We start from the raw sequence: 11915 nt of genomic DNA, 5'->3' as shown, positions 1-11915 counted from the left end.
GGATAAAAGTTTTTAGATTTACGCCCAGTTAATATTTAGAGGCGAATAAGTATGACTGTTTTCGTCAGCGATCGCTTTAACAGTGTAACTGATTCCAAAATGCCATTTTTGTCAGCAGCGCTTGATCCATTGGAAGTACAACAACGGTTCACTCAGTACTTGCCAATCATTGAAAACGCTCAACTGCAAAAAATTCAAGTCATTCGCCACAAACCAGGGCGGCGTTGTTTGATTGAATATGAATTGCTGAATAATTACGGGCAAACTATTACCCTAATTGGCAAAATCCGAGCTAAAGGAACAGACTTTCATAGTTATGAATTACAAAAATCCTTGTGGCAAAAAGGATTTGCAGATGATAGTGCTGATGGAATTTCAGTACCGCAACCTGTAGGGATAATCCCCGAATGGCAAATGTGGTTGCAGCGAAAAATTCAAGGAGCGATCGCTACTCAATTCTTAACTCAAACCAATACCAGTTTTCTAGCAAAACGAATTGCTGAAGTTGCTCATAAACTTCACCAAACTAACATTCCTCCTCGCCGTTCTCATACCGTGTCAGACGAGCTGCGAATCTTGAATGAAAGGATTCCATTGGTGATCCAAGAATATCCAGAATGGAAAGAACGTTTAGAACAAATATTAGCAGCATCTAATTATTTAGGAAAAAATACTTTAGAACAAAAACACTGTGGTATCCATCGAGACTTTTATCCCGATCAAGTGATTATTAATGGTTCTCGTTTGTATATCATCGACCTTGATTTATATTGTGAAGGTAATCCAGCCATTGATATCGGTAACTTCATTGGTCATATTAAAGAATACAGCCTTCGCATCCTTGGTAATTCAGAAGCATTAAGCGATTGGGAAACTGCCTTAACTGAAAAATTTATTCAGCTTACAAGCGAGGAATTCAAAACTTCAATTGAATCCTACATCACCTTAACACTAGTACGACATATTCACATCAGCACACAATTCTTAGAACGCCGTTTTTCTACAAAAGCATTATTAAATCTATGTGAACAACGTTTACATATTAGAAATGCATCATGATTTAAACTCTTATTTTCTATAACAATCTTAAATAATTTATAGAAATGCATCATAATTTAAACTCTTGTTTTCTATAACAATCTTAAATAATTTATAAAAATTCTCTCCTTATTCTCTCTGTGTTTTCTGCGTCTTTGCGGTTTGTCTTGAGGTTTAAAATCCTATATTCTAATTGCTAATTTTCAGGAGAGAGCATTGTTAGCTTCAAATTATTGGCGGCAATTTCGCTTAATTAGTTTAATTGTTTTATGCACTTTGAGTAGCATAACTCCAGCTAATGCAACACCCATTCCCGATCAACCTAATAATTTCAATGAATATAATGCTGATAATCATGCATTAAGCAAAATCACATCTGTTTCTGAGTTATCGACAGAATTAAAAACCCTTGAGAAACAAGTTACTTCATTAGAAACCAACGTTGCTGCATTAGAAACGCAACAGTTTTCCCCCCATGTTGAGCTTGAGGCGGAAGCCATCTTTGCTGTGACTGGATTCGCTGGTGAAAAGAGAGCCAACAGTAGTAAACCAATAAATGAAAATTTAGTATTGAGCGATCGCGTCCGTCTAAGCTTCGTAAGCAGTTTTACTGGAAAAGATAAATTAGAAGTGCGCTTACAAGCAAGGAACACACCAGCATTAGAAGATGTAACTGGAACTCAAATGACAAATTTGGGATTTGATGGTGACGATGAAAATGAGGTGGAAGTAGATGAGCTAGAGTACAGATTCCCGCTAGGTAAACGCACCCGCATAACTTTCTACGGGTTAGGAGGAGGATTAGGCGACTTTGTTCCTAGTGTCAATCCTCTTTTTAGCGGTAGTGGAGACGGATCGATTTCTACATTTGGACGAGAAAATCCCATTCGCCGACAAGGTAGTGGCGCAGGTATCGGTATTTCTCATAATTTGAATAAAGCTTTGAATTTGTCATTAGGATATATCAGCAGCAATGCAGCTAATTCAGAGAAGGGGATTTTTGCTAGCCCTTACGGAGCGATCGCTCAACTAACCCTCGAACCTACTAAAACAACAGAACTCAGCCTTACCTATATTCACTCTCATAACAATTTGAAGACGGGAACTGGAAGCGAATTAACCAGCGATCCATTTAATGAGGAGGCAGATGCGATCGTTGCTAATTCATTTGGTGCAGAAGCTGCTTGGCAACTTAGCCCAGTTATTACTCTCGGTGGTAGAGTTGGTTTTATTCATGCAAAAGCAGAAGATTTACCAGCAGATCCCAATGCGTCCATCTTCACATGGGCAGTGCTACTAGCTCTCAGAGATATCGGACGAAAAGGCAGCTTTGCAGGATTTACTGTGGGTCAACCTCCCAAAGTGACTCATAATAGTTTCGGCGATGGCTTCAAAGATAAGGATACATCTTTACATCTCGAAGCCTTTTACCACCTTCAAGTCACAGATAATCTGGCCATAACTCCAGGACTATTTGTGATTACAAGTCCAGAACATAATGATAGTAATCACAATACTTATGTTGGTACGGTTCGGACAACGTTTAGCTTCTAAGTACAGCCCACCATAAACAGGGTACGAAAATTATGCCCAACAGGAGCAAAATCGTAGGGGTTTTGGATTTAGCACTTTGTGCAATCTAACCCCATTGCTGTAGATTAAACTTCTTGTTTCGTAACTCTGTTGGACTGAAGTGTTCCACGCTCTGCGATCAATGAGTAACACAATGACTCATACTGATTTAAAGCTTGTTCAAAAGCATAGTTTTCAACGGCATATTTGCGACTTTTATAACCCAGAGTTTTGACTTTTTCGGGGTTTTGGTACAAATCTAAAATTTCCATCGCTAAAGCTTGGGAATCTTCTGGAGGAACGATAACTCCGCCGCCACTTTGCCTGATGGCTCTTGCTGCTGTACCATTATCGGGGACAGAGGCAACTAAGGCCGCTCCACTGGCAAGCAGCACTTGAATTTTTGATGGCATATTGAACGATACAACATTTTTCTTTTGCACCACTAAGCCAACATCAGCAGCTGCCAACATTTGTGGCAAATCTTTGCGGGGTTGAAATGGCAGTAGTAAAACGTTATCTGCGCCCCAGTCTAGACATTCCTGTTGCAATCGCTGTAAACCTTTTGCCTCTCCAACGATGACAAAAACAATATCTGGGATATGGCGCAACACAGAAGCGGCTTTGACAACGCTTTCTAAGCCTTGGGTTAGAGCAATGTTGCCAGAATAAAGTACTACAAATTTGTCATTTAGATTATGTGCTGCACGGAAAGGGTTATTTTCTTTAGGCAAAGGGCGGATAAAATTTACATCAACCCAGTTGGGAATTTGCACAATTTTGTCAGCTTTTACGCCCTTAGATCGCAAATTGTCCACAAAACCATCGGCAATGACGCTAATCTTACTGGCAGTGTGGTAAGCAAATTTTTCCAACACTGTGAATAACTTTATAAGCCATTTATTTTTCAGTAGACCAACGTGAACGGCTGCTTCTGGTAATATATCTTGTAAATTTAAGATCACAGGACAAGCACGTAACCATCCTAAAAGAGCAACTGGCACACAGCTTGGCAAAGATGGCGATGTTGAGAGAATCACGTCTGGCCGCCAACCAAAGAGGGCAGGTACAAAACTAGTGACAACGAAACTAGCATCTAGTAACACTCGATCTAATAGGTTGGGTTGTGGACGAATCCAAACATAACTGCGTTGGATTTGAACACCATTTTTGTATTCGTTAAGATACCACTTGCCCCGATATTCCTGGTAAATTTGACGCTCAGGGTAGTTGGGCATAGCGGTGACTACACGCACTTGATGCCCACGCTTTACTAGTCCCTCTGCTAATTCAGTCATCAGTGGGGCAATACCAATTGGCTCTGGATAGTAGTTGTAAGAGTAAATTAAAATTCGCATAAAAGTTAGTCTGAAGTACCCCGGTTTTTTGTTGAAGGACAAATATTTATCTTCAACATTGTTTAGAGCTTGGAAACTCTTATATTTAATTGTGACTTCAGACTCTTTTTCTGTCAGGGATTTTCCTTAAAGATTGAGTAAACTTAGATATTAAATACTTAGAGGAAGTATGAATTTTTTTACTATTTAAGCAGCCTTCAAATTTTTAACTTTTGATTGGTACGTAAGTATAAACCCTAAGTATTCTGATATTAATTAAGACTGTTTCACAATATTTAGTTATTGAATGAGCAATCGCCCTTGTATTTTCTCCTTTTTTGCTGGTTCGGGATTCCTAGATTTAGGTTTTGAAACTAGCGGTTTTAATATTGTTTACGTCAATGAAATGTTTTCACCATTTATGGCAGCATACCGCTATTCACGGCAGATTCTCAATCTCCCATTGCCAGAATACGGGTATCATCACGGAGAAAGAGGAGATGTAAGCCAACTTCACGAAGGTTTACAAGCACAACACCTCCGTGAGTTAGTACAAGACTGCCGCAAATCTAATAATATTGTGGGCTTCATTGGTGGACCTCCCTGTCCTGATTTTTCTATTGGAGGGAAAAATAGAGGACGTTTAGGAGATAATGGCAAGCTTTCCGCTTCTTATGTTGAATTAATTTGCCGCAATCTTCCAGATTTCTTTTTATTTGAGAACGTTAAGGGGTTGTGGAGAACAACAAAGCACCGTTTATTTTTTGAATCGCTCAAGCAACAATTACTAGAAGCAGGCTACATCTTAACAGAGCGGTTAATTAATGCTATCGAATATGGTGTACCCCAGGATAGAGAAAGAATTATTCTCATTGGTTTCCGAAATAATTTTATCAAAGATATAGGAATAAAAGTCGGTAGTGAAAAGCTACTTAACGAGAAGAATTTTCCTTGGGAAAATCATATTTTATATCCTAAAAAAGAGGTTTTTGCTTACCCTTGGCAGAAGTGCGATCCATTCCAAGAAAATTCCATCATGCTTTGTCCTGACGGCATCCCTCAAGAATTAACAGTTGAATACTGGTTTAGAAAAAATAATGTCTTGAAGCATCCTAATACTGAAAACTGTTTTAAACCAAGGGCAGGTATCACAAGATTTGCTGCTATTGATGAAGGAGATGATTCTAAAAAGTCTTTCAAGCGTCTTCACAGATGGCGTTACTCTCCGACAGCTTGCTATGGAAATAATGAAGTACATTTGCATCCCTATAAAATCCGGCGAATATCTGTGGCGGAAGCTTTATCTATCCAATCTTTACCTGCAAATTTTGTACTTCCAGAGAATATTTCACTGACAAATATGTTTAAAACTATTGGTAATGGCGTACCCTATTTGGTATCTAATGCATTAGCTAAAACTATTACTAACTTCTTAGTAATTGGTGTAAAAAATGCTGTTAATATTTCTAACCTTACTAAGGCTAATGTCAACTTAAACACTTATACTAATTCCGCAACATCTACAGAAGCAACATCCAAAATAAGTTAGTAGCTTGTTTTCAGGATAAACTCGTAATAAATATGGTTTAATATATATATAAGAAATGTTTTAATTTTTTATAAAGTTTAATAATCAATTACTGGCAGAAGACACGATGGCAGCAGACTATCCAGATATTGATATTGCGCCATTTATTGATCACGCCCTGTTAACGCCAACGGCTACTCCAGAGCAGGTTCAGCAGTGGTGTGAAGAAGCATATAGATTCAATTTTGCGGCAGTTTGCTTGTACCCCACCTATGTCAAACAAGCTGTCGAACTCCTCCACGGAAAAAATCCCAAAGTGTGTACTGTGATTGGCTTTCCCTCTGGTGCGACAACTTCAGCAGTGAAACTCTATGAGGCTCAAGAAGCGGCGGATAATGGAGCCACTGAGTTGGATGTGGTCATGAACTTGGGGTGGTTGAAAGCTGGTAGAACTGAAGAAGTCCACCGGGAAATTGCCGAAATTTGTGAAGAGACTGGGCAAACTGTCAAGGTAATTTTGGAAACCAACCTGTTGACAGATGCGGAGAAAAAAATAGCTGCTGAAATAGCTATGGAGGCGGGGGCGGCTTTCTTAAAAACTAGTACAGGTTGGAATGGCGGTGCAACAGTGGCAGATGTGCGATTTTTGCAGGAATTGGCAAAAGAAAAAGTGGGAATTAAAGCTGCGGGTGGTATCCGCACTATCAATCAAGCTCTAGACTTAATCGTAGCGGGTGCTACTAGATTAGGCACATCTCGCGGTATCGATTTGATCCGCCAGCGCGATAATCTGGGGAAGGGTGAATAGTCATTTGTTTATCTTCCTAACCTGCGAAAAACTGCGGGCACATCTATGCCCTTTGTCCTAACCCAATGACCAATTTTAGATTTTGGATTGAAGGATTGAAGGATTCAAAATTTAAACCTGGTTTCAGAGCAGCTAGTTTCAACTATGGAAAAATCTAAAATCCTTGCATTCCTTTTGTAAGTCCCTACTTTTAGGTATGGCGTTAATCTAAAATCCAAAATCCAAAATTGATTGACTAATGACTAATGAGTAGAACCTACAAAGCAACCGGAATTAATCTTAAAACTCAGGTGCTGGGAGAATCAGATAAAATAGTGACCATTTTGACACCAGAATTCGGTCTGATTCGAGCAGTCGCTCCAGGGGCACGTAAGCACAACTCCAGCTTGGGCGGCAGGAGTGGTATGTTTGTTGTGAATGAACTATTGATCGCCAAAGGGCGATCGCTTGATAAAATTACTCAAGCACAGACGTTAAAAACTTATCCTGGTTTAGCTAAAGATTTGGGAAAATTGGCTGCTAGCCAATATTTAGCAGAAATAGTCCTCTCTCAAGCTTTGAGCGAACAACCCCAAGAAGAACTTTATGAGTTGTTCAATGAACATCTCCATCGGTTAGAAGCATTGTCTAGTACAAATGCATTTGGTGTTTTGGCTCATCTGGCTCATGGGGTGTTTCACCTTTTAGCCTTAGCAGGAGTAACGCCGCAAGTGCAAGTATGCTGCTTATCTGGGCGCTCCCTCAAGCCAGACTTTACAGACCCCAACTGGCAGATAGGATTTAGCGTTCCTACGGGTGGAACGATTTGCTTAGAAACTTGGAAACGTTTACGAATACAGGGAGAGGGGGAGATTAATAACCAATACCCCATTCCCCATACCCCATTACCCATGCCCCATGCCCAAACAGTTGTTGTGCATCGGCAAGAAATACCTTTGATTTCTAGTCGTCTGGGTGCTATGGAACTGGCTTTGCTTCAACATCTGTCACAACCAGAGATAATGCAAATTGATGGTGCTAGAGACCATAACTGGTTATCTGTTGAGCAGATTTTGCGCCAGTATGCTCAGTATCAATTAGGTCGCCCTATTCGCTCTGCTACCTTGATCGATTCTTATTTTGCTGCCAACCATGATGCAACCATCTGATTTGGATAAAAAAATCCTGCCTTTGTCACCAAGCCTCGTTAAAAAACAGAATAGGATATCAGATCCTAACGTCAAGAATCACTTGAGTGCCGTTTCAAAGTGTACACCTAGTCAAATCAATAGCCAAGAAATGTCCCCAAAAGACGTTTCTAAAAACGATCAAAGTTGGACAGCCCAGATCCCAAAAACTGATGTTCCAGAAATACAGTCTGAGGACAAATTAACTACTACTGAGGCAAATAGCAACGGGCAGAGTTTGCCAGTAGCTACTACCCCAGAAACAGAATCACCCAAATTAGATGGATCTGGTTCAGGTGGAGAGGCTGTTTCCGGGAATGTAACACAGCAGGGGTTTTTGCCTGTATTAAAAAACCCTAATTTCCTGGCTCTTTGGGGCGGTCAAGTTTTCTCCCAACTAGCAGATAAAGTTTATTTGGTGCTGATGATTGCTTTGATTAATACTCAGTTTCAAGCTAGTAATCAGAGTATTAGTGGTTGGGTGTCAGTATTGATGATGGCTTTTACGATTCCAGCCGTATTATTCGGTTCCGTTGCTGGCGTGTTTGTCGATCGCTGGTCAAAAAAGGCTGTGCTGGTGGCAACGAATATTTGGCGCGGCATCCTGGTTTTCTCAATTCCCTTCCTGCTGTGGTTGACTCATGGCTGGAAACCCATAGGAGTTATGCCAGTAGGTTTTTTGATCATCCTGGGTGTGACTTTTCTAGTTTCCACACTGACACAGTTTTTTGCACCGGCGGAACAGGCAGCAATTCCCTTAGTGGTAGAAGAACAGCATTTACTCTCAGCTAATTCGCTTTATACGACAACGATGATGGCATCGGTGATTGTTGGGTTTGCTGTTGGGGAACCCTTGTTAGCGATCGCAGATGGACTTTGGTCGCAAATTGGTGGTAGCGGTAGTTTGGGCAAAGAACTTTTAGTTGGTGGTAGTTATGCGATCGCTGGACTAATTTTATTCCTCCTAGCAACTAAGGAAAAACACCACCACCCTGATACAGAATTCCCTCACGTATTCTCTGATTTGCGAGATGGTTTTGCCTACCTCAAAGCAAATCATCGCGTCCGCAATGCTTTACTTCAGCTAATTATCTTGTTTTCTGTCTTTGCAGCATTAACTGTTCTAGCTGTTCGGATGGCAGAAATAATTCCCAATATGAAAGCTTCCCAGTTCGGCTTTTTACTAGCAGCCGGCGGTGTTGGCATCGCTGCAGGAGCAACAATTCTTGGCCAATTTGGTCAACGCTTTTCCTATACCCAACTAAGTCTTTGTGGTTGTATGGGTATGACAGCATCCCTGATTGGTCTATCAATCTTTACAACCCAACTGTGGCTAGTCCTGTTACTGGTGGCGTTATTAGGTATCTTTGGGGCTCTAGTAGGAATTCCTATGCAAACCGCAATCCAAACAGAAACACCACCAGAAATGCGTGGTAAAGTATTTGGCTTGCAAAACAATGTAATTAATATTGCTCTCTCCTTACCTTTAGCTTTAGCAGGAGTAGCAGAAACCTTTGTGGGATTACAGGCAGTTTTTTTGGGATTAGCTGCGATCGTCTTTTTAGGAGGTATATTAACCTGGTATAACTCACGTAAGTAGTTATCAGCTAAGAGGAGTTATTATTCATTACCTTGAAGTAATTACTAATTTCCTTAAAGCTTTTGTGTTCATGCTAAACTGTGGTCAGTGAAAATTTATCATATACTTGTGGGATATCAATCTGACATTAGTCAGAGTAAGTTGTTTAAGTATCAGAAATTAACAACTTATACGTAAAATAAATAAAGCCATCAATCCACGAGTTTAATCAGCTTTCAAATATGCTTTTTAAACTACAACGTGGTGGCAATTTTTAATAAATAAAAGCCAGCAAGTATAGTCTAGATAAAATAAAAATCACAAAGGGCACACAATTAATAGCTCAAACCCGCTTTTCTTACAGCTAAATAAAGAATGCGTATAGCCTGGATTGGAAAAAAATCACCTTTTTGCGGCAATGTCACCTACAGTCGAGAAATTACAAATGCGTTGCTAGATAGGGGACATCAAGTTAGCTTTCTTCACTTCGCACAGGAAGAGTCTGAACCTGATAATTGGCCAAATCTTCGAGAGGTTTCGCTCCCTTTCATTTACAAGTCTCAGGTTTATACAATTCCTACTTTTAAAGCAACCAAAGTTTTAACCGATTCGCTGCGAGAAATAAAGCCAGATGTAGTCCATGCTTCCTTAACATTATCTCCTCTAGACTTTTTTCTACCGGAAATCTGTGAGGAACTGAGATTACCCCTAGTTGCCACTTTCCATACACCGTTTGCTGGCAAGGGGGCAAAGCTGATATCGGGAACACAACTTTTGGCTTATCAGCTTTATGCACCTTTTTTAGTTAACTACGATCGCGTGATTGTATTTTCCCAAATTCAGCGAGAATTATTGGCAGGGATGGGTGTAAGGGAAGAGAATATTGCTGTAATTCCCAATGGTGTTGATACCGTTAAGTATTCTCCAGGATTTTCTCAAATCAAAGCAGAATTTAAAGCCGAACGCTTGTTTGTTTACCAAGGTCGAATAGCGCCAGAGAAAAATGTCGAAGCCCTACTCCGCGCTTGGAAGCAGTCGGCAATGGGGCCTGGTACGAAGTTGCTAATTGTTGGCGATGGCCCTTTAAAGTCTTCCTTAGAGCCGTTTTATGGTTCAGAATACGGCATTATCTGGTTGGGATTTGTTGCTGATGAAGATCGACGGATCGAAATTTTGCGGGGCGCAGATGTATTTGTTCTACCTTCATTGGTAGAGGGTTTGTCTCTATCTCTGTTAGAGGGAATGTCATGTGGGTTGGCTTGTTTAGCAACAGACGTAGGTGCAGATGGAGAAGTATTAGAAAAGGGTGCAGGTATAGTTATTAGTACTAAAACCGCGCGATCGCAGTTAAAAACCCTCTTACCAGTATTGCAAGACCATCCAGAGTTAACAACTTTACTTGGGCAAAAAGCCAGACAGCGTGTATTAGACCGCTATACCCTCAGTAAAAATATTACTCTGCTGGAAGAACTTTATAAGGAAGTTTTAGCACAGCGACCTCTACCGCTAAGTCGTAGAGCTTAGGGAAAGGGAAGAAGTGCGATCGCACTGTAAATTATGAAATGGCAATCAATGTGATCGAGCAAGTTATGTTAGACAGCATTCAATACAGTTCAGATAAGACCAAAACACTTGTAGAGACGGCGATTTATCGCGTCTCAAAAACCCAAAATTTTTGCCAGTAGCCCTTAACTGAACCGTATTGAGGCATTTTACAAAACCATCTTAGTAGTTAGCGAAATGAAGTATGACGCAAGTCAGATTGATCAATTAATCTTAGAATTATCCTCTAAAGACCAGCCCAAACTAGTTGGCTGTTCATAAATCCGTTTTAGAGTATTGACATCTCTGGAAGAAATAGGCAACGGATTACGAACTTGAGAAAAATATAGGGCATCAGTTTGTAGCGGACTATGACCCCAAATTCCCAGTGCATGACCGAATTCGTGGCGGGCTGCTGCAATGAGATACTCACCTGTTTGACTGGGGCTTAACAAGATGGTGAAGCTGTGGGATAAAACTTTGTTGGTAGTGTATAACTCGTAAGTAGTTTGTGCCGATCGCGCACGGGGTTTATTACTACCAGGGGAAATTTGTAGAGGTGGCGCTTTTTGCACAATGGTAATATCAGCACTTTCTGGCTGTTCTACTATTGCCAAAGGCAAATAATTGCTCCATTCTTTTACACCCTGCAAGACAGCATTAACCCATACTTGAGCTTGTTTTTCGTTAACGGCTTTTGGTGTTTCTACGTAAACTCGAATAGGAAATTGTGACCAGACTAAATAACCAACTTGGGTTATTGTGACTTGTGAAAAGTAGTCACCACTGTTACTGCTATCTTGCCACTGTGCGAGTGTGGGCGGTAAGGGATGAGGTTTTGGAGTGGGTGAGGTGGAGAGAGAGATTACTGAGCCTGAATACACATATTTTGGTTTTATTGTAAACCCATAACTCGAATGAAGATTAATACAAACGATAAACAGCCCTGTGCCAATAAATAAGGCAAGAGCTGTAATTAACCGTTGTGAGATTAAATTTATTAGGATGTTAAGTATTTGGTGTTGGGTTTTTTTCCCCATTGACCTATCCTTATTTAGGCAGCCAACCAGCACTTAAAACCACTGTTAAACCGAGGAAAATTACTGTTAATGCCCAAGTAATTCGATTTAAGGTGTTTTCTGCACTTTTGGTACTGCTAAATAGCTGGGCTTGTCCACCAATGGCTCCAATACCATCACCTTTGGGGCTATGTAGTAAAACTAAGATAATCAAACCAGTGGCGGAAAATGCCCAAATGCCTTGCACGATATTAGTAGCTGTCATGGTAGGAATCTCATTTATAACAATTTTTCAAAAAACAGAATTCAGAATTCAGAATTCAAAA

At 40.4% G+C, this 11915-nt stretch carries 10 protein-coding genes; 7 read left to right on the top strand and 3 right to left on the bottom strand.

Annotated features, from left to right (window positions below):
• Nucleotides 1-51 precede the first annotated feature (51 nt).
• Together IQ274_RS06570 and IQ274_RS06565 are read left to right on the top strand one after the other, a co-directional pair.
• Nucleotides 52-1059, top strand: a complete 1008-nt coding sequence (locus tag IQ274_RS06570) for a phosphotransferase family protein (protein ID WP_194141738.1) — start codon at nucleotides 52-54, stop codon at nucleotides 1057-1059.
• 195 nt (nucleotides 1060-1254) lie between these two features.
• A complete protein-coding gene (locus tag IQ274_RS06565; RefSeq protein WP_194141737.1) occupies nucleotides 1255-2592 on the top strand; it encodes an iron uptake porin in 1338 nt (445 codons plus the stop codon).
• Nucleotides 2593-2696: 104 nt separating this feature from the next.
• Here the strand turns inward: IQ274_RS06565 and IQ274_RS06560 are convergent, their stop codons facing one another.
• On the bottom strand, nucleotides 2697-3968 hold the full coding sequence (locus IQ274_RS06560) for a glycosyltransferase family 4 protein (RefSeq protein ID WP_194141736.1): 1272 nt from the start codon (nucleotides 3966-3968) through the stop codon (nucleotides 2697-2699).
• 286 nt (nucleotides 3969-4254) lie between these two features.
• Here IQ274_RS06560 and IQ274_RS06555 point away from each other — a divergent pair, with 286 nt between their 5' ends.
• The 5 genes from IQ274_RS06555 to IQ274_RS06535 all read left to right on the top strand — a co-directional run bounded on the left by IQ274_RS06555 (nucleotide 4255) and on the right by IQ274_RS06535 (nucleotide 10552).
• On the top strand, nucleotides 4255-5496 hold the full coding sequence (locus IQ274_RS06555) for a DNA cytosine methyltransferase (protein WP_194141735.1): 1242 nt from the start codon (nucleotides 4255-4257) through the stop codon (nucleotides 5494-5496).
• A gap of 106 nt (nucleotides 5497-5602) precedes the next feature.
• Nucleotides 5603-6283, top strand: a complete 681-nt coding sequence (gene deoC, locus IQ274_RS06550) for a deoxyribose-phosphate aldolase (RefSeq protein ID WP_163927973.1) — start codon at nucleotides 5603-5605, stop codon at nucleotides 6281-6283.
• A gap of 245 nt (nucleotides 6284-6528) precedes the next feature.
• On the top strand, nucleotides 6529-7431 hold the full coding sequence (gene recO, locus IQ274_RS06545) for a DNA repair protein RecO (RefSeq protein ID WP_194141734.1): 903 nt from the start codon (nucleotides 6529-6531) through the stop codon (nucleotides 7429-7431).
• A complete protein-coding gene (locus IQ274_RS06540; RefSeq protein WP_194141780.1) occupies nucleotides 7418-9049 on the top strand; it encodes an MFS transporter in 1632 nt (543 codons plus the stop codon). Before recO ends, IQ274_RS06540 begins: the two co-directional genes overlap by 14 nt.
• A 354-nt stretch (nucleotides 9050-9403) precedes the next feature.
• Nucleotides 9404-10552, top strand: a complete 1149-nt coding sequence (locus IQ274_RS06535) for a glycosyltransferase family 4 protein (protein ID WP_163927968.1) — start codon at nucleotides 9404-9406, stop codon at nucleotides 10550-10552.
• A 242-nt stretch (nucleotides 10553-10794) separates the two neighbouring features.
• Here IQ274_RS06535 and IQ274_RS06530 read toward each other — a convergent pair whose 3' ends face one another.
• Both IQ274_RS06530 and secG read right to left on the bottom strand, forming a co-directional pair.
• On the bottom strand, nucleotides 10795-11610 hold the full coding sequence (locus tag IQ274_RS06530; protein WP_163927966.1) for a peptidase: 816 nt from the start codon (nucleotides 11608-11610) through the stop codon (nucleotides 10795-10797).
• Nucleotides 11611-11620: 10 nt separating this feature from the next.
• Nucleotides 11621-11854 (bottom strand): preprotein translocase subunit SecG, encoded by a 234-nt coding sequence (gene secG, locus IQ274_RS06525; protein WP_012410686.1) that lies wholly within the window; start codon nucleotides 11852-11854, stop codon nucleotides 11621-11623.
• Nucleotides 11855-11915: the final 61 nt, after the last annotated feature.

This window comes from Nostoc sp. LEGE 12447 (assembly GCF_015206985.1).
GTDB lineage: Bacteria > Cyanobacteriota > Cyanobacteriia > Cyanobacteriales > Nostocaceae > Nostoc.
This window is presented reverse-complemented; position numbering and strand designations above follow the sequence as displayed.

Coding starts and splice junctions, on each gene's coding strand:
- IQ274_RS06570 (WP_194141738.1), top strand. CDS start 52: ATGACTGTTTTCGTCAGCGATCGCTTTAACAGTGTAACTGATTCCAAA.
- IQ274_RS06530 (WP_163927966.1), bottom strand. CDS start 11,610: ATGGGGAAAAAAACCCAACACCAAATACTTAACATCCTAATAAATTTA.
- IQ274_RS06535 (WP_163927968.1), top strand. CDS start 9,404: ATGCGTATAGCCTGGATTGGAAAAAAATCACCTTTTTGCGGCAATGTC.
- recO (WP_194141734.1), top strand. CDS start 6,529: ATGAGTAGAACCTACAAAGCAACCGGAATTAATCTTAAAACTCAGGTG.
- IQ274_RS06555 (WP_194141735.1), top strand. CDS start 4,255: ATGAGCAATCGCCCTTGTATTTTCTCCTTTTTTGCTGGTTCGGGATTC.
- IQ274_RS06560 (WP_194141736.1), bottom strand. CDS start 3,968: ATGCGAATTTTAATTTACTCTTACAACTACTATCCAGAGCCAATTGGT.
- secG (WP_012410686.1), bottom strand. CDS start 11,854: ATGACAGCTACTAATATCGTGCAAGGCATTTGGGCATTTTCCGCCACT.
- deoC (WP_163927973.1), top strand. CDS start 5,603: ATGGCAGCAGACTATCCAGATATTGATATTGCGCCATTTATTGATCAC.
- IQ274_RS06540 (WP_194141780.1), top strand. CDS start 7,418: ATGCAACCATCTGATTTGGATAAAAAAATCCTGCCTTTGTCACCAAGC.